This is a genomic window from Arundinibacter roseus (genome assembly GCF_004348825.1).
Classification (GTDB): domain Bacteria; phylum Bacteroidota; class Bacteroidia; order Cytophagales; family Spirosomataceae; genus Arundinibacter; species Arundinibacter roseus.
The window spans coordinates 1-18,847 of sequence record NZ_SMJU01000025.1 but is presented as its reverse complement, the minus strand read 5'-3'; the positions used below and the strand labels follow the sequence as shown (position 1 = coordinate 18,847).

Annotated in this window: 17 protein-coding genes; 9 read left to right on the top strand and 8 right to left on the bottom strand. The window is 42.0% G+C overall.

The features are described from left to right. Positions 1–71 precede the first annotated feature (71 nt). The 3 genes from panB to EZE20_RS23300 all read left to right on the top strand — a co-directional run bounded on the left by panB (position 72) and on the right by EZE20_RS23300 (position 2,041). Positions 72–890, top strand: a complete 819-nt coding sequence (gene panB, locus EZE20_RS23310) for a 3-methyl-2-oxobutanoate hydroxymethyltransferase (RefSeq protein WP_132122330.1) — start codon at positions 72–74, stop codon at positions 888–890. A gap of 108 nt (positions 891–998) precedes the next feature. After that, positions 999–1,730: an RluA family pseudouridine synthase gene (locus EZE20_RS23305; protein ID WP_132122328.1), complete on the top strand. Its 732-nt coding sequence runs from the start codon at positions 999–1,001 to the stop codon at positions 1,728–1,730. Positions 1,731–1,735: 5 nt separating this feature from the next. Beyond that, positions 1,736–2,041, top strand: coding sequence for a DUF6787 family protein (locus EZE20_RS23300; RefSeq protein WP_132122326.1), 306 nt, complete (start codon positions 1,736–1,738; stop codon positions 2,039–2,041). A gap of 65 nt (positions 2,042–2,106) precedes the next feature. On the opposite strand, the gene EZE20_RS24200 is transcribed toward EZE20_RS23300, so the two are convergent. Then, a complete protein-coding gene (locus tag EZE20_RS24200; protein ID WP_165933563.1) occupies positions 2,107–2,271 on the bottom strand; it encodes a hypothetical protein in 165 nt (54 codons plus the stop codon). Between the two features lie 244 nt (positions 2,272–2,515). On the opposite strand from EZE20_RS24200, the gene mutL reads away from it, so the two are divergent. The 5 genes from mutL (at position 2,516) to EZE20_RS23275 (ending at position 9,778) form a co-directional block, all read left to right on the top strand. After that, positions 2,516–4,396 carry a DNA mismatch repair endonuclease MutL gene (gene mutL / locus EZE20_RS23295; protein ID WP_132122324.1) on the top strand — a complete coding sequence of 627 codons (1,881 nt, stop codon included), beginning with the start codon at positions 2,516–2,518 and terminating at the stop codon, positions 4,394–4,396. Between the two features lie 60 nt (positions 4,397–4,456). Then, positions 4,457–5,242 (top strand): rhomboid family intramembrane serine protease, encoded by a 786-nt coding sequence (locus EZE20_RS23290; protein ID WP_132122322.1) that lies wholly within the window; start codon positions 4,457–4,459, stop codon positions 5,240–5,242. A 3-nt stretch (positions 5,243–5,245) separates the two neighbouring features. Continuing rightward, positions 5,246–6,163 carry a rhomboid family intramembrane serine protease gene (locus EZE20_RS23285; RefSeq protein ID WP_132122320.1) on the top strand — a complete coding sequence of 306 codons (918 nt, stop codon included), beginning with the start codon at positions 5,246–5,248 and terminating at the stop codon, positions 6,161–6,163. A 96-nt stretch (positions 6,164–6,259) separates the two neighbouring features. Further along, positions 6,260–8,197 (top strand): 1-deoxy-D-xylulose-5-phosphate synthase, encoded by a 1,938-nt coding sequence (dxs, locus tag EZE20_RS23280; protein ID WP_132122318.1) that lies wholly within the window; start codon positions 6,260–6,262, stop codon positions 8,195–8,197. A 273-nt stretch (positions 8,198–8,470) separates the two neighbouring features. Continuing rightward, on the top strand, positions 8,471–9,778 hold the full coding sequence (locus tag EZE20_RS23275) for a Gfo/Idh/MocA family protein (protein ID WP_132122316.1): 1,308 nt from the start codon (positions 8,471–8,473) through the stop codon (positions 9,776–9,778). A 174-nt stretch (positions 9,779–9,952) separates the two neighbouring features. Here the strand turns inward: EZE20_RS23275 and EZE20_RS24195 are convergent, their stop codons facing one another. Together EZE20_RS24195 and EZE20_RS23270 are read right to left on the bottom strand one after the other, a co-directional pair. After that, positions 9,953–10,123: a hypothetical protein gene (locus EZE20_RS24195; RefSeq protein ID WP_165933562.1), complete on the bottom strand. Its 171-nt coding sequence runs from the start codon at positions 10,121–10,123 to the stop codon at positions 9,953–9,955. A 552-nt stretch (positions 10,124–10,675) separates the two neighbouring features. Further along, complete coding sequence (locus EZE20_RS23270; protein ID WP_132122314.1) at positions 10,676–11,395, bottom strand: CPBP family glutamic-type intramembrane protease; 720 nt, start codon at positions 11,393–11,395, stop codon at positions 10,676–10,678. A gap of 341 nt (positions 11,396–11,736) precedes the next feature. Here EZE20_RS23270 and EZE20_RS23265 point away from each other — a divergent pair, with 341 nt between their 5' ends. Then, positions 11,737–12,084, top strand: coding sequence for a helix-turn-helix domain-containing protein (locus EZE20_RS23265; protein ID WP_132122312.1), 348 nt, complete (start codon positions 11,737–11,739; stop codon positions 12,082–12,084). A 365-nt stretch (positions 12,085–12,449) separates the two neighbouring features. Here EZE20_RS23265 and EZE20_RS23260 read toward each other — a convergent pair whose 3' ends face one another. From EZE20_RS23260 to EZE20_RS23240, 5 genes are all read right to left on the bottom strand, one after another. Then, positions 12,450–13,388 (bottom strand): DUF4249 domain-containing protein, encoded by a 939-nt coding sequence (locus tag EZE20_RS23260; protein WP_132122310.1) that lies wholly within the window; start codon positions 13,386–13,388, stop codon positions 12,450–12,452. Continuing rightward, positions 13,385–15,745: a TonB-dependent receptor gene (locus tag EZE20_RS23255; protein ID WP_165933561.1), complete on the bottom strand. Its 2,361-nt coding sequence runs from the start codon at positions 15,743–15,745 to the stop codon at positions 13,385–13,387. The genes EZE20_RS23260 and EZE20_RS23255 overlap by 4 nt, the downstream gene beginning before the upstream one ends. Before the next feature lie 79 nt (positions 15,746–15,824). After that, positions 15,825–16,826, bottom strand: coding sequence for a hypothetical protein (locus tag EZE20_RS23250; protein WP_132122306.1), 1,002 nt, complete (start codon positions 16,824–16,826; stop codon positions 15,825–15,827). Positions 16,827–16,899: 73 nt separating this feature from the next. Further along, positions 16,900–17,178, bottom strand: a complete 279-nt coding sequence (locus EZE20_RS24705; RefSeq protein ID WP_132122304.1) for a response regulator transcription factor — start codon at positions 17,176–17,178, stop codon at positions 16,900–16,902. 703 nt (positions 17,179–17,881) lie between these two features. Then, positions 17,882–18,643, bottom strand: a complete 762-nt coding sequence (locus EZE20_RS23240) for an NIPSNAP family protein (protein ID WP_132122302.1) — start codon at positions 18,641–18,643, stop codon at positions 17,882–17,884. Between the last annotated feature and the right edge of the window lie 204 nt (positions 18,644–18,847).

Below are 18,847 nucleotides of genomic sequence, written 5' to 3'. Positions count from 1 at the left end.
TCTGTGCTGCGGTTGGCACCCCTTCATTACCTTTTCCATGGTCTGATTTTTTTACATTCAATACGTCCAATATGTCCGTACATAGCCCCGATATTAAGCGAGTAACTACTCATAGTATTCAGGAAATGAAAAATAGGGGGGAAAAGATTTCCTGCCTAACCGCCTACGATTTTTCTATGGGCGGCATAGTAGACTCTGCCGGGGTTGAAATTATTCTCGTGGGAGACTCCGCGTCCAATGTTATGGCGGGTCACGAAACAACCTTACCCATTACGCTGGATCAAATGATTTATCACGCGGCGTCGGTCGTAAGGGCCGTTAAAAGGGCACTCGTGGTGGTTGACCTCCCGTTTGGTTCCTATCAGGGCAACTCCGAAGAAGCGTTGCGTTCGGCCATTAGAATCATGAAAGAATCGGGCGCACATGCTGTGAAACTGGAAGGCGGACACGAAATTAAAGAATCAATCACCCGGATTTTGAGCGCCGGAGTGCCTGTTATGGGACATTTGGGCCTTACACCCCAATCAATCTATAAATTTGGCACTTACTCTGTACGAGCCAAAGAAGAAGAAGAAGCCCAAAAACTATTGGATGACGCCCGCCTGCTGGACGAAATCGGTTGTTTTGCCGTAGTGCTGGAAAAAATCCCGGCCACCTTAACCAAAACGGTTTCTGAATCCATTTCCATCCCAACGATCGGAATTGGTGCCGGTGCGCATGCAGATGGGCAAATTCTGGTTTTGCACGATTTACTGGGAATTAATAAAGAATTTAAACCTCGCTTCCTGCGTCGGTATGCCGATCTGCATACAGTTATGCACGAGGCAATTGCGCACTACGTACAGGATGTCAGGAGCCAATCTTTTCCTAACGAAAAAGAATCTTACTGATTCAAAATAAACTTCCGGAGGCAAACCATCCAAAGGAATTTTTAACTGATTTATAAATAGTTAGCTATCCAACAAGCGACTTCCAACGATGCACAGGCATCCCTCTTTATGGCCAAAAAACCTTTTCAAGTTATCTACGAAGACAACCACCTCATCATCGTCAACAAAGAGGCGGGAGTGCTGGTACAGGGCGACTCGACCGGCGATGTGTGCCTGCTGGACATGGTCAAAGAGTATATAAAAAATAAATATGAAAAACCCGGCGCTGTTTTTCTGGGAACCGTTCACCGCATCGACAGGCCCGTCAGCGGATTGGTCGTTTTTGCCCGTACTTCCAAGGCGTTGGAGCGTATGAATGAACTGTTTCGGAAAAGGGAAATTCAAAAAACGTATTGGGCGGTGGTCAAGCGACGTCCACCTTCGCCCAAAGGGAAACTTGTGCATTGGCTTTCCAAAGATGAAAAACGGAACGTAACCACGGCCTTCGACTACGAAGCCCCCGGCACACACCGCGCCGAACTAAGCTACCGGGTTTTGGGAGAAATCAATAAATTTCACCTGCTGGAAGTAACTCCAATTACCGGTCGGCCGCATCAGATCCGGGTACAGCTGGCAAGCATGGGCTGTCCGATTCGGGGAGATGTGAAATACGGCTATGTTAAGCCTAACCTGGATGGCAGTATCAATCTGCACGCCCGGAGGCTTTATTTTCAGCATCCGGTCAAAAACGAACCCCTTATTTGCCGTGCAGGCCTTCCTCTTGATCCTTTTTGGGAAGAGTTCCTTTCCTTAGATCAGGAAAAAGTAGATGTAGATAAGCTTGGGTATTTTTATGAATAAATCCTATGTGGGATAAACTCAAACAAAGGTGGGACGTACAAAGTGGATGGGATGTAGTTATCATCCTACTGGTTTTTGCCTGTACCGGATTTTCTACAATGTTTGCCAAAAAGGCTTTGTACAGTCTGCTTGGCCTCACGCCCGATTCGGCCGCATGGCTACGGTGGGGGCTTGCCCTATTAATAATTCTCCCGCTTTATCAGGTATTGTTACTGATGTGGGGATGGATTTTTGGCAAGTTTTCCTTTTTTCTCAAATTTGAACAGCGCATGCTGTCACGATTGACAGGTATGTTCAAAAGAAGCCGCTGAGGCTTTCAGGCAGCTACATACTCGTGTACGGACAAATCCAACACCTGCCTAAAAGCTGACTGCCCTCAAAGTTCAAGATCAAGCCACATTCGGTGAGCCATTTTTTCAAACATGTTCATAATACCCTGCACAGCCCCAAAAACAAGGCACAGAGGCAAAATGATGGGCAGGAAAATAAACCACTGCAAAGCCATCGCATAATTGAATTTTCTTAGAATTGGCGTCTTCATTTTTCAATTGGGTTTACAAACTGTACATTTTTGTGTAATATACTATCTTTGAGAATACTACGGCAATTGCCGTGCCAAAAAATATTTCTACAACTAAAATTGATTAAAAAAAATATGTGATTTATCATATACTTATTTTTAAAAGCACACCTCTGAAATACCTACTGAAAAAGTTTCATCAGTCGTGTTGAAATAATGTTGTTACTTTGTAAATAACGAAAAACACAAAGAGAAAAGCGCAGGAATGACCCCATCAGACATCATACATTTACTACCGGATTCGATCGCAAATCAGATCGCGGCAGGGGAGGTGGTGCAGCGGCCTGCCTCGGTTGTAAAAGAATTACTCGAAAATGCCATTGACGCTCAGGCCCATAATGTGCAGGTCATTATCAGGGAAGCTGGCAAAACCCTCATCCAAATCATTGACGATGGCGCAGGCATGTCGGAAACCGACGCCCGCATGTCTTTTGAAAGGCACGCTACTTCCAAAATCCGAAATTCTGACGACCTTTTTCGAATCCGAACCATGGGTTTCAGAGGCGAAGCACTCGCTTCTATTGCTGCCGTTGCTCAGGTAGAACTGCGCACAAAACGTGCCTCCGACGAGCTCGGAACGATGATCCGGATTGAAGGCTCCGACGTTCGTACGCAAGAGTCCGTAGCGACACTGACGGGCACAAACCTGCTGGTCAAAAATTTATTTTTTAATGTTCCGGCTCGCCGCAATTTCCTGAAATCCAATTCCGTAGAAATGAGGCATGTGCTGGATGAGTTTCAGCGCGTAGCACTGGCACATCCCGAGATCGGGTTTTCGCTGTATCATAATGATGTAGAAGTATTCAATCTATTTTCTGGCAAACTCGTCCGGCGCGTCGTGGATATGTTTGGAAAAAACTACCGGGAACAGCTCGTGTTTTGCCAGGAAGAAACCTCCTACATCAGCGTAAGAGGATATATCGGCAAACCTGAATTTGCCAGAAAAACCCGTGGTGAGCAGTTCTTTTTTGTAAATGAACGCTATATCAAGCACAGCTACCTGCACCACGCCGTCATTAGCGCCTACGAAGGAACGATTCCGGAAGGAAGTCATCCATTTTATGTGCTTTTTATTGAGATTGACCCTTCGCATATCGATATAAACATTCATCCGACCAAAACTGAAATTAAGTTCGACGATGAGCGGTCTGTCTATGCCATTATCATGGCCGCCGTACGCAAAGCCGTGGGTGTTTACAACCTGACGCCCCCACTTGATTTTGAGGATAATGTAAACTTTCTGAATCAGCGCCCACAAGCCGAGCCCCCTACTCCCCGGCCCGTGCAGCCCGATTGGGCCGCACAACCCAAAGACTCTGCCAAACAACGGCAGCCGGGCAATCTAACCAATTGGAACAAGCTTTTTGAAGGCCTTAAAAGTCCGGATGAAGAAGCGCGCCAACAAGCCGCTATGTCGCTGGACGAAACCCTTGCGGCTCGCCCTTCGTATCAGCAGCAGGCCATGACAATTGCGAGCAAGGTCAATCGCCTGGCATCCGAAACCATTGTGGCCCCCGATATGGACGCCATGTTGTTTCAGCTGCACAACCGCTACATTCTGTCTCAGGTTAAAGAAGGCGTCATGCTGATTGACCAAAAAGCTGCCTACGAGCGGATTCTGTATGAGCGCTACCGTCAGATGTTAACCAAGCGCAACGGTTCAAGTCAACAGCTTTTGTTTCCCAAAACCGTGCGGCTAAACCCGGCGGACATGCAGCTCGTGCGTGAAACGACCGACGAAATACGCGGATTGGGTTTTGAGTTTGATGAATTGGGGCCGCAGGAACTTGTCGTGCGGGGCATTCCGGCGGATCTGCCCGATGAAAGCGAGCAGGATCTTTTTGAAGAACTGATCGAGCAACTCAAAAAAAGCTACTCGGAATTAAAACTCAACAAACCCGATAGTTTGGCGCGGTCGCTGTCGCGGCGATTTTCGTCGCGCTATGCCGTAAAATTATCCATGATTGAAATACATACTCTGATAAATCAGCTGTTTTCTTCATCTGATCCCAATCGGACACCGAGTGGCGAGCCCATTATTGTGATGTTGACGATGGATAAGTTGAATGGATTATTTAAACCCTGAAAGAAACGAAAGTAGCCCACAAACCGTTACCTGTTTATTCTCATTAGTCATCGACGTTACATGTTTTCGCTTACCCCCCTTGTACGTAATTTATTGATTCTGAATGTAGCATTTTTCATTATTGATGCATACATTTTTCCTCTTATACCCGTTTTCGCCTTACGCTCACTGCTGTCTCCGGCTTTTTTGCCCTTTCAGTTTGTAACGTATATGTTTCTGCACGGAGGCTTTGGGCATTTGTTTAGCAACATGTTTGGTCTGATCATTTTTGGACCCATGCTGGAGCGGATTTGGGGCCCAAAGCGGTTTTTGATATTCTATTTTGTAACAGGAATCGGTGCCGGCCTGTTGTTTTCGGGGATTGACTATTACGAAACCTCGCGCCTTCAGGAAGCCGTCAGTGTATATTTGCAATATCCAACGCCTCAGGGATTTCTGGATTTTATGAGCCAACATGCCAAAGGCTACTATCAGTCAAATCTTGATTTTATAAATAATTTTGATGAAAATCCCACCGAACAGCGTTACATTCAGGATAGTATTAATTTTGTAAACAGCTACTACCAACGAGAGGTTAATATTCCGATGGTAGGTGCTTCGGGGGCAATTTTCGGAATTCTGATGGCTTTTGGATTACTATTCCCCAATACAGAGCTTTTTCTGTTATTTTTTCCTTTTCCAATTAAAGCGAAATATTTTGTAGCTTTTTACGGAATGTACGAACTTTATCAGGGCATTCAGAATTCGCAGACCGACAACGTGGCGCATTTTGCCCACGTGGGTGGTATGTTATTTGCCTTCATCCTGTTGAAAATATGGTCGGCGGACAGAAATAAATTTTTTTAAGCAATGAGTGGCATCTTTGATGATTTCCGAAGAGAATTTACCAAAACAGACAATACGCTCGTGCGGATCATTCTGATCAACACGGTGGTGTTTTTAGCCTTACTTTTGGTCAAAGTTATCTTCACCCTTGGGCAATCATCCGAAGCCTACGTTTGGCTGATCGACATGCTGCGGTTGCCGGCCTCTCCGCGGGAGTTTGTGGTAAAGCCGTGGACAATAATCACCTATTTTTTTACACATGAGGAAATTTTCCACATCCTGTTCAACATGCTCTTCCTATATTGGTTTGGGCGTCTTGTGGACGAATACCTTGGCTCCAAACGCCTGATTGCGCTCTATGTGCTGGGAGGAATTGCGGGCGGAATCGCCTACATGGGCATCTATAATCTGCTACCATACTTTCACTCACAGGTAGCAAGTTCACAAATGCTTGGAGCTTCGGCGGCTGCTTTTTCGGTGGCTGTTGGTGCCTCTACACTCCTTCCGAACTACACCTTTAATCTGATTTTCCTTGGACCAATCAGAATCAAATACATTGCATTTTTTTATATTGTGCTCTCATTGGCACAATCCATTGGACCAAACGCCGGAGGAAATTTAGCCCATTTGGGCGGCGCCTTTACCGGATATATGTTCATTAAATTGCTGCAAAACGGGACAGATTTGGGAAAGCCACTGTATGCCCTGATGGAATTTTGGAGCAGGTTGTTCAAAAAACGCCCGCCCATGAAAGTTACGTATCGCCAGAAAGAAGTTCATCGTACCTCCACATTTTATTCAGCAGCACCTTCGCCCACATCCGTAGAAATGCCCGATCAGGATGAAATAGATGCGATTTTGGACAAAATATCCAAGTCAGGCTACGAAAGCCTCACTCGTGAGGAAAAGCAAAAACTGTTTAAGGCCAGTCAGCAAAAGTAAAGAAGGGGCTTTCAAGGCCCCTCTTTTTTTTTAACTTTGAACACTTTTTGATTTACATTAGTTAAATCATCACATTTGAATCAACCTAAGGAAGGCATGCTAATTACCCCCGGAAAATTGCTGGCTGAAATAAATTCACCACACGATTTGCGTAAACTCTCCCGTGAGCAATTGCCCCAGGTTTGTAATGAGTTACGCCAGTTTATCATCGACAATGTATCGGTATATGGCGGGCATTTTGGTGCAAGTTTGGGTGTCGTAGAACTTACCGTTGCGCTGCATTATATCTTCAATACACCCGACGATCAGCTCGTATGGGACGTGGGACATCAGGCCTATGGCCACAAAATCCTGACGGGTCGTCGGGATACGTTTTCGTCCAATCGCCTGTACGGTGGGTTGTCCGGTTTTCCAAAAAGAAAAGAAAGTGAATTTGACGCTTTCGGTGTTGGACATTCGTCCACCTCGATTTCGGCAGCGTTGGGGATGTCCATTGCTTCTGTGCTGGAAAACAATCGCGAACGGCAGCATATCGCCGTCATTGGCGATGGCTCCATGACCGCCGGAATGGCTTTTGAAGGAATGAATCATGCCGGAACTGCCGATACCAACCTGCTTATTGTCCTCAACGACAATTGCATGGCGATTGATCCTAACGTAGGGGCACTGAAAGAATATCTTACCGATATTACTACTTCGCATACCTACAACAAGGTGCGCGATGAGGTTTGGAATTTGCTCGGCAAAATGAGCAATTTTGGGAAAAGTGCCCAGGAAATTGTCTCAAAAGTAGAAAATGCCCTCAAAGTTTCACTTTTGAAACAAAGTAATTTGTTTGAATCGCTGGGGCTGCGCTATTTTGGCCCAATCGACGGTCACGACATTGACCACCTCACCGACGTACTGAACGATTTAAAGGATATTCCGGGTCCCAAACTCCTGCATTGCCTCACAGTGAAAGGCAAAGGATATGGCCCGGCGGAAAAAGATCAGACCAAGTGGCATGCACCGGGACTTTTTGATAAAGTGACCGGAGAAATCCAAAAGAAAATATACGATACCCCACAAGCTCCTAAGTATCAGGATGTTTTTGGACATACCATTGTAGAGCTTGCCGAAAAAAATCCAAAAATTGTGGGCGTCACTCCCGCAATGCCTTCCGGTTCATCGCTCAATATCATGATGAAAGCCATGCCGGAGCGTGCATTTGATGTGGGTATAGCCGAGCAGCACGCCGTTACGTTTTCGGCCGGAATGGCTACGCGCGGCAGCGTGGTTTACTGCAACATTTACTCTACTTTCATGCAGCGTGCGTACGATCAGGTCGTGCATGATGTATGTATTCAGGGATTACCCGTAGTGTTTTGCCTCGACCGGGCCGGATTTGCCGGCGCAGATGGGCCAACGCATCATGGCGCATATGACATTGCCTACATGCGCTGCATTCCGAATATGATTGTGGCGGCGCCCATGAACGAGCAGGAATTACGCAATATGATGTATACTGCGCAGCTTGATTCGATTCAGCAGGGGCAGCGGGCCTTTACCATTCGCTACCCGCGCGGGCAGGGCGTTATGCCCGAATGGCGCACGACTATGGAAGAAATCGTCATCGGTACCGGACGGACTTTGCGGACTGGAAAAGACGTGGCGCTGCTAAGTTTGGGTCATGTGGGCAACTTCGCCTCCGAAGCCTGTGATACCCTGGCAACACACGATATACAGGCAGCTCATGTTGACATGCGCTTTGCCAAACCACTGGACGAGCGTCTTTTGCACGAAATTTTTCAAGCTTACGACCGTATCGTCACCATTGAAGATGGATGTGTACAGGGAGGCTTTGGAAGCGCTATTCTTGAATTTATGGCCGATCACGGCTACGCAGCCCGCATTAAGCGACTCGGTATTCCGGATCAGGTGGTGGAGCACGGCGAACCGCACGAGCTGCATCATGAATGCGGCTTTGATACCGAAGGCATCATTCGGGCAGTGCACGAGCTAATGGCTGTGGATGTAAAAATCATTCTCGATTGATTTTTCCTCTAATTTAGTAGTATACATATAAAAGAGAAACGAGCTCAGCGCCCGTTTCTCTTTTGCTTTTAAGACACTTCTGTACCGAAGAAGCAAAACAATCAATGCTGCCAGGCTATTTGTCTTTTTTCAGGAAAAATAGGGTAAGGATCAACCATTTCTCGTCTTATGGAGTACTATTGGTTAAAGAAGTAAGTACTATAAAAAACGTTCACTTCTTTTTCAGTCCTCCGTTTTTCTTTCTTTTCTACTATCCTAAATCCTAAAATCCGAATGGAAAATTCAAATCAGTTTTCACGGCGCAACTTCATCAAAAACACCACAGGAGTGGCCGTTGCCCTATCCTTACCTACCATTATCCCGGCCACAGCCTTCGGCGCCAACGACCGCGTGCGCGTGGCCGTTTTGGGAGTAAATGGCCGGGGGAAAAATCACATCAGCGGTTTTTCCAGCCTCAAAAACGTTGAGTTAGCCTGCCTCTGCGATCCCGACAATGCGGTGCTCCAAACCCGTGCGAAGGAATACGAAGCCAAATACGGAAAGAAAATTGGTACAGAGGTAGATCTGCGAAAAGTGTACGAAGATAAGTCCATTGACGCCGTCAGTATTGCCACGCCCAATCATTGGCACGCGCTTGCTACCATTTGGGCCTGTCAGGCTGGTAAAGATGTGTACGTAGAGAAACCGGGCTCTCATAATTTTGCAGAAGGACGCAAAATCATCGAGGCTGCCACCAAGTACAACCGCATTGTGCAGCACGGCGTGCAGCTCCGAAGCTCCGAAGCCATGAAGGAAGCCGTTAAGCATTTGCGCGATGGACTCATAGGAAATGTGTATATGGCTCGTGGCCTGGTGTTTAAATGGCGGCCCGATCTGGGAAATAAAGGCACCGAACCTGTACCCGAAGGACTAAACTATGATCTGTGGACAGGCCCGGCTGAGTTGAAACCGTTTTCAAAAAATTACGTGCATTACAACTGGCACTGGCATTGGAACTACGGAAATGGAGACATTGGAAATCAGGGAATTCACGAAACGGACCTTTGCATGTGGGGATTGGGAGTGGATACATTTCCCGAGAAAATCACCTCGGCAGGTGGCAAGTTTTTGTGGGACGACTGTCAGGAAACACCCGAGATTTTATCCTCCACGTACATTTATCCCAAAGAAAAGAAAATCATTGAGTTTGAAGTACGGCCCTGGATGACCAACCTGGAAGACGGCGCCGGAATCGGTAATATCTTTTATGGCAGCGAAGGCTACATGGTCGTAAAAGGCTACGACCACTACGAAACCTTCCTGGGCCGCGACCGCAAACCCGGCCCAACGCGCAAAGCCGGAGGCGACCACTTCAAAAACTTTATTGATGCCGTTGTATCCCGCGATGCTTCCACACTCAATGGGCCGCCCGAAACGCTTCACTTGTCGTCAGGATTGGCGCATTTGGGCAACATTGCCTACCGCACGGGGCGCGCGCTTACCTTTGACCCCAAAGCCGAGAAGTTTGTAAACGATAAAGAGGCGAACGCCATGCTTAGCCGCAAGTACCGCGCTCCCTACTCATTGCCCGATAAAGTGTAACACTCGTGACGCTGATAACTGAAAAGGGGTTTGTATGTAAAGGTACAAACCCCTTTTCGTTGGTTGGAATACGACGGAAAATAGTAGACAAAGTATACCGTACGTTCACTATTGGATGTGAAAAACTTTTCCTTACTGGCAGATTTTCGTTTCCATTCGTCTTCAAATGACCCCCTACTTTCTCGTACTATCCGGATATACCGGTGGCGGAAGATTTAGTGTTTCTACCTCACCACCTTCCGATACTCGTTTAGAGGAAAAAGTACGATATTCAAGAAACATTAGCAGTGTAAGAAATCCAATCAGAATCACGATAATGCCCGCTACTATTTTGTTTCGTTTCATAGAGTTTTATGTTTAATTGAGGGTTGAAAATTGGGAGAATATTTTAATTACTTTTTTAAAAAACTTTTCTTATCCATGGGCTATGTCTCACCATAGCCGAAGGTCGTACATAGATTTACGAAGTATTTGTAAAATGTACTATTCATTCAGTTGTTATATTTGTATTCTATATTTTATAATTATTATTTGATTCATTAACTTTTAAGGCTGCGAGACACCATAGCGGTCAGGTTAATGGCCTCGGACTGGGCCGCCAGTGCGGAGGCATTCCATGCTGGGCCCAATGTTTGTAGAAAAAATGTTCGTATTCATAAAAAAGCTTCGAAGAAGCGTAATATTATAATTTTACGCTTATGCAATGGAAACCTAATTACTACCAAACATTGCGCTTCTCCGAAGCTTGTCAACCCACTGATTATCATCTACTACAAACATTCTGCTTCTCCGAAGCATTTTATTTTTGAATATATAAGTTCGACTATAAATTAGTTAAATAACTATAAAATCACGCTAATTTATATTTATCAATAATTATACTTCACACTTTAATAACTATTTAGAGTTTAAATAAGTAACTAGAACAACAAAAAAATTATCTAAGGAGTGCAGAGTAATTGAAAAAATTAAGCCATAATTAACTCTCAAATAACTATACAAAAACCCAGCAAGTAATTGAGGAAATAAAGTAATTGGTGAAAATAATATTTGATTTAAAGTAATATTCTCATAGTTTGTTATGTGTGTAAAACCAAAAATCATTACCGATACATACACAGTGGCTCTATAATTAGTTTTCATTTTTAGAATAGATGATTCTATGTTTTTGTTCTCTATTTTTGAAATTAAGATTCCACAAAAAATACAAGTTATATAAATAATTGATGTTATATAAATATTTACTTTGAAATTCATAAACATAGGCACCATTCCAATTAGTAAAAATATAGATATATAAAAATTAATTTTTTTAAAATTTAAAAATCCTCTAAAAACTAATTCTTCTATTATTGGAGCCAATATAATAGCCACAATAAAATTATTATTACTAAAATCATTCAATGAAGCTCTATTATTTTCTACAAAATTCCATGAAGTAATTGTAGTGTAATTGTCAATTACAAATTGAAAAATTACAATAAAAAACAAGTATATATGTAATGAAACAATTGAAAAAAATATTGAATAAAACAGCACAATTACTAGTGGACGATTCAAGGGTTTATAAAGAGGGTTTTTAATGAATTCAGAGAAATGTATTAAATATGACTTCATAAAGTAAGGAGGTTTTGTAATGATAATTAGTAACTATTGGTAATTTAATTAGGGTGTAAATGTACGATTCGATTGATTTCACCAAACATTATAAATGTTTGTGATTTTTCCAAAAATTGATAATTTCTTATTTTAAATTCTTACAAAAGAAATCAGAAGAGGTGTACATTGCACTCTTTTTATAGAGGTATAAAATTCTTCCGCTACGCAGATAAATTGGCTTTTGTGTGAGATGTCTACATTAAAAAATTTGGAGAAAATCAAAAGAATTATTTATATTTCCGTTCATACAAAACACACAACTAAAATTCACCCTACAATGAAAGCCAAACCTCCCTACTATGTTGACGATTGGTCAAAAAATCCAAAAGCTGCGCGAGCTGCGTGGCTACAAACAAAACTACATGAGTATGCAGTTAGGTATGACTCAATCCGCCTACTCAAAAATCGAACGAGGCACTGACAAAATTCCCCCGAAACGCCTGAAACGGATTGCCGAAATTCTGGAAGTTGAAGTTCCTCAACTCCTAAATTTTGATGTTCAAAAGCTCTTGCCCCAAGCTGAGAATTTGACGAAAAAAGAAGCCGTGCTCACCGAAGATGAACGAAGGCATTATGAGCTTATAATTAAGCAACTACAAGTAATAATCCTTTTCCTATTGAGTAACGGGGGGGGGCTGAACCGCTAAAATTTGCGAAATGACTAACCGCTGCTCCTTAACAAAATCTGCAAAACAATTAATTTTTCCCTTAAAACACAATTGGCTCGCACTCCAAAGTACGGGCCGATTGTGTTTTTGTAGAAACAGATAAATTGTTGGTAAAAATAGAAAGTAAACGCTCCTACTTTCTCGTACTATCCTGGTATGCTGGTGGCGGAAGATTCAATGTTTCTACCTCTACGCCTTCTGATACTCGGTTGGAGGAAAAAGTACGATATTCAAGAAACATTAGCAGTGTAAGAAATCCAATCAGGATAATGCCCGCTACTATTTTTTTACATTTCATTAAGTTTTATGTCTATTTGGGGGTTAAAATTGGGTGTAAGTTTTAATTACTCTTTCAAAATAAATTCTTTTTGAGTTTCAGTGTAAGTGGCAAAAATTCCGAATCCCTCGTTGATATTGCTGTATCTTGGATAAGGAGTTTTAAACGCTACTATCAAATCATCTTCTTCATAATATGTCTTGCAAAACTCATAGTAATTTTTACTTATTTTCCGAGTATATATAATAATTTTATCCCTGGCTTTTGGATCAATATTCTTACTATACGTATACGTGAGTTCTAATCCTTTTCGGAATGTTAATATAGCATTATTTTTACATAAATCAGGAAAAACAAATGTACCAACATACCTGAATTCACAAGGGTCTTCAAATTCACTGGATTTATCCAAATCAAATTCATTTACACCAATAATTTCTTTACCCACTTCACGCTTTATAATGACCATATAGTAGTCAGAATCATTAGGGTTTGTATCCTGTATTTTTATGATAAGCTCACGTGAAGGAGTTCCTGGATTATACCGTGAATCAATATCTTTACTAAACTCATAGGATAGAATAGTCGGAGCAGAAGGCATTGTTTCAAGATCAGTCGTTATTTTTGGATAATCAGGTGCTTCGGCTTCAATTTTATAGGTTTCATTTTCTTTCCAAATAAGGCCATTTGATGAAATATAGGTGCCATTCTCTACATGCCGCAACGTTTCGACATAGCCTTTTTTATCGAAAACCTTAACGGTAGCAGTAGTTATACCTTTACTATATGTCGACTGTCCTGTCGGAGGATATGTTTTTTGAACCTCTACTTTAAGTGTATCCCCTGCTTTGGTTTGGCTAAAAATAACCAGCCTGTCTCCCGCATAAGGCAACTCAAAATCCAGCGGCCTTTCTTTACAAGACCCTGAAATAGAGATTACTATAAAAACCAAAAGGGCGCTTCTTACTAGTTTTTGAAACTCCGTTTTTTGAAAGTAAATACTCATAACTTTATAGAGTAGCTAATGTATGGAAGCAAAGGTAAAACCCCTACTTTATTGACAGAACTGGTAAAACCTTTATACGGACCAACAAGAGGAGTAAAAGGATCCAAAACCGGAAAACTCTTTATTTGAAGAGTTAAATAGTAGGGGTTGACCCGATTATAGACGTTATAAACCCCGAAAGTCATTCTCGCTGTTTTATGTTTGGAAGTATGTACATCAAAACTATAACTTACATCGAGTTTATGATAAGCCGGTAATCTGACATTATTTCTTTTTCCATAAAGTACTGATGGGCTATCATCGGGACTTATTTGACCTTCGTCAAACTTCTTATAAATAGCAATTGGCATAGACACCGGAGCACCCGACTGATAAACCCAGGAAGCAGAAAAAGAGTAATTGAAAATTGGATGAGTATAGTTTCCAACCAACGAAAGGATGTGCCTTCGATCAAAATTTGACGCATACCAATCTCCATTGTCTATACGGTCAAACCTCCGCTCGTTTTTTGAAAGGGTATATCCAACCCAACCAGTAAAGGCACCTTTGGTTTTGTTTACAAATAGTTCTAATCCCCTAATTCTTCCTTCCCCATTCTGTTCAATCAGGCTTTGCCACGACTTGTCGAAACTGCCAAAGAAACTTGCCCCGGAAGCATAATCAATTAAATTCAGTAAAGTTTTGCAGTAGACATCTACGCTTAGTTCTATGTCAGCGCCAAACGTCTTTGATATCCCCAACGTGTATTGTTCCGAAGATGCAGGCAATATAGTTTTAGTCACTGGCACCCATACATCATTGGGCAATCCAACGCTGTTGTTTGTAAGCAAATGAGTATATTGATTCATTTGGGTATAGGCTCCTTTTAGGCTCAGGTTGCCTGGCAATAAGATATTTGCGCTTATTCGGGGTTCTATGTTTTTATAGGTTCTACCCTGAACGTTCATTCCGATAAGCCGCCCTCCTGCATTGGCCTTAAACCAGCTACCCAATGTAAACTCATATTCGGCAAAGGCAGAAAATTCCTGTGTATAAATCGATGTATTGAGAGATGATAAGGAATCGTCGGGTAGATCAAAGGTTGTCTTAAATACAACGGGCCGGTAGGTATAAAGTGACGTTTGTACACCAAACCGCAGCGTTTGTGCCGATCCCAAAAACCATTCAAAGGCTGTTTTGTGGGTCCAGTCATTGACCGAAGAGAGCGATTCCAGGGAATTGGATTCCTCCCATTTCTTACCCTGCTTTTTAAAGTTGGCTGCGGATATCCCGTAGCGATACCGGGAGAACGATCCAATACTTTTTAGAAATAACCTGGGGCGAAGAATATGATTATACCGAACTGTAACCGTTGTATTTCCCCAACTCAGTCCAACTTTATTTCGATCTATTACAATCCCTTCCTGAGCCGAATAGAAATCATTGCCATGGTATATGCTGGCAAAAAACTGACTCCTTGGACTAACCTGAAAATTGATCTTGGCATTGACATCATACAGCCAATAGTTGAAGTAGTTCTTTGCCTTTCCTGCTTTAAAAAGTAGATATTTGGGTAGTAAAAATGCAGTAAGGTACGAACTCCGTGCAGCTACCAAAAAGCTAGTTTTCCCTGCATATTTTGCTTGATTTGACAGGGGGCCTTCCCACAACAGCCGGGAACTGACAAGTCCAACCGTCAGTTCTTTATTCTGAGTTTTCCGGTTTCCTTCTTTCATTGCTATATCAAAAACAGAAGACAACCTGCCGCCATAACGTGCCGGAAAACCCGCCTTATACAGATCTACATTTTTGATAGCGTCACTATTAAATACCGACACAAGGCCGAATAAATGCGCTGTATTGTATACGGTGGCATCGTCGAGTAAAATTAGATTTTGGTCAGGAGTGCCACCACGTACCAACAGCCCCGTGGTGCCTTCGTTTCCCGTGGTAATGCCCGGCGTTAGCGCCAAAGACTTAATAATATCAGCTTCTCCGAATAAGATAGGAACAGCTTTAAGGCGACTTATGGGAATAGAAACAAATCCGGCTGAGGAGTTACCTAATGTATTTTTTTCCTTAATAACTACCTCAGCTAACTCAATTGACTCAGGTTTTAAGGCAATGTTAATCGTTGTATCACCCGACAGCGTTAGAGAGAAATCGCATGATTTATAACCAACACAGGAAACCCTAACGGAGGTTTTCTCCGAAGGCAGAGACAGGGTGTAGTATCCAAAGGTATTGGATGAGGTAGTTATTTTTCCATCCGGGCGGCCAATAGTTGCACCAATGAGCGCCTCGCCCGTTATGGAATCCGAAATATAGCCATTCACAGTAAGCCTTTGAGCCGCCACAGGTAATGATACGAGTAGCAAAGCGATCAGAAGGTTAATGTTTCTTGATTTGAATGGATTATGGTCGTTTACAAGAATAAACGACCATAATCCTTTTAAATTAATATCGAGAAGCTGTACATCCATTATAATCATTCCCATCAACACCTTTACCATTTGAAGTTACGAACCCTGTTGCTCTATTATTTTCACCCCAACCATAAACTATCGCTACTTCATCAGTATTATTTTGAGTAAATGGCCCAATATAATAATTAAAAAAACTACCATTACCATTCAAACGAGTAACCTGTCCACTTAAAGTCAATGTATTTGTATCTTTTGCAAACCATAAGCCCAAAGTCTTTTTCCGGTGCTGAGAAATAGCAATAACCCCATTATAAAGTCCACTGAATGTACTTGTCCAGTCTTCATTAGCGCTTAAAGAAAAAGTTCCAATTAAAACAAAAATTGCTTTAAAGGCATTTTTACCTCCGTTATACAAGCTGTGACATGAACGTTCTAGGTCTAAGCTTTGATCAATCCTTTGATTAGTAAATGAATTATCAATAATTTGATTACTAATTCCCAATACTTCTAAATTTTCAACATTTTGGTTATCTAATATTTTTTTTATTTTAATATCATTATTATGTGGAATCTTAATAAGCATATCATTTTTAAGCTTAAAAGCATTTTCTGCAATTACTAAGATTCCATTTTTATTAAACATACGAGAAAATATAGGGTGCTCCGTCACCATCGTTACTTCTTTTTCTCCATTTTCTGTGCGAATATATAATAAATCTTCATATCCTGATATAGACTCTTTTTCCGCAATCTTTAAGTAATCAGTTTCTGTTAAATTACTATAAGCTGTTTTCATGGAAACAAAACCTTCAAATAAACCTTCCCACTTATTTAATTTTTCATAACTTGGATCTTTCATTAGACTATTGAAAACTTTTTTGAAGTGTTGATCGCTTTCGAAACACAAAATTCCATCTTTCACTAAAATGGTTTCTTCTACTTCTTTTTCGACCATGTAATCGCTATTATTACAGCTTTGAAAAAAGAATAAACATAATACAACTAACCTAGTTAACCAATTTGTAGTCTTCATAATTTTATTAGTTTTATGGTAATGATTGCTACAAACTTATTTGGTTAATTTCTAACTTAATATAGAGAAAACTCTACAATTTCTTATTTTTTTTGGAAAGGCAAATTTGATCATAGACTTTTAAAATCATTATTCTATTTCTCCTAGCAAAAAATGCTACTTTACTACGACCAGTTATTTCAAGCTTAATGCCAATACGTGTTTGATAGGTCTCAACACTTTTTTTTGAGAGACAAAGCCGATTCGCTATTTCAGAATTACTTCGATCTTCGGATAGACATAGAAGAACTCGCCATTCACAAGGAATAAGTGTATGAAACTTTGAAATATCTAGTGTATCACTTTGATCCATTGTTATTATTAATTCAGTAAAGTCAGTAATCTTGAATTTTCTTTTTTAAATCGGATGAGTCTATTGATTATTGATGAGTGAATTGAAATGTAAATAATTTTGAATGTCAGGCTGAGCGAAGTCGAAGCCCGCCGGCAGACTGGCTTCGACTTCGCTCAGCCTGACAAATTTCCTAAACTTTATACTTTCTTTACAAATCTACTCACGTATCAATAATGTACTATTAAGGCCCCATATGATCAACTTATTAACAATCAACATTTTACCGAAAAATATTGATTGTTAACATTTTTGCTCATCTATATCTATGTAAGTTACACTCGGCCGCCGCAGGCTCATTGGTTGCATCAAACCTACAACCTCCAAATTTTTCTCCAAAAAATATCAGGTTCTAAATTATTCCTGCGCCTGTTTTTTCGGCAGTTTATTATTATACGTTTGCGGGCCAGAAATAGTAAAAAAGCCAGCAAAGGCCTCATGAATTAGACTCAGACGCATCATGTGTTGCACTTTCCCGCAGTACTAACTTAGTCCTACCGTTATACGTCGACAGGCCACATTTTGGAAAACTGCGTGTGTGTAGAGAAAAGCTAAGGGATAAATTCTCTAAGTATTCAGGTATTTCAGCAACTAAAAACGGCCCGCACTTTGCAGTACGGGCCGATGGTATTTTGAAAAAATAGGTATGCGTACGAATCGTTTTTTACAAGTCGGAATAGTCGGTGGGGCGCAGGAAAACGATCGTGTTTTTGTTCATATTATCCTGAAATTCGGGCATCACTTTTAGTTTTCCCCAATCGGGGTCGCTGCCAAAGGCTTTCCAGCTTGCATCGCGCGTGGGGCGGTCCGCAAAGGTGGTCATATACATCAGGTTTGGCATTTTGCTGCCGGCAATAACCTTCGCGAAAAACACGGGGTTAAATCCCAGTTTCTTGAAGATGTCAATTTCGCCGGACTCAAACATTTTTACCTTGTTCAAATACCGCTTTTCGGAGGGGCTTTCGTAGCTGCGCAGCTCATATACCCGCTGCTCGGGTGGGGCCGTCACGCCCGATTTGCTGTGCATCGGCATCCCGTCAAAAGCCTGCATCACCACGGTTTCAATCCGCTGATAGGCCGGATCCTTGAAGGCCGACTCGATGTAGTCTTTCCCGGCGGACTGATACGACGCGTCTTTTTGGAGTTGAGCCGGAATTTTGGTCAGCTGATCGAGCGATTTCAGGGGTGTCAGCACATAGAGCAGAGAATCGTTGTCGAGGGCTTTAAAAACCCCTACATCTTTGACTCCGGCCCGATGCAGGGCGGGCAGGTAGGCATCTTTCAGGTAGGCATGCAGGCGGGTCATTTGGGTAGACGTAGCGTGGTAAATACGAAGTTCGTAAAACTCACGTTTGGGCGCCTGAGCAGCCAACAAGCTGCCGGAGAAGAGGATAAAAAAGAGAAAAAAAACGAAACGGTTTTTCATGTAAAGTATAGAATTGGGAAAATATGATTTACGAAGCAAAGGGAAGCAAAATTGGGATTTACTCAATAAAAGAAATTGAATAGACTTGATGCAATGCTGATTTTCAAGTAGATAAGTAAAAATTCCATAATCCAGCACATGCTTCCATGGCTGAATCGTGGTTGTCAAGATTATGTGCTCTAATACGGTCAGATATGATACGAT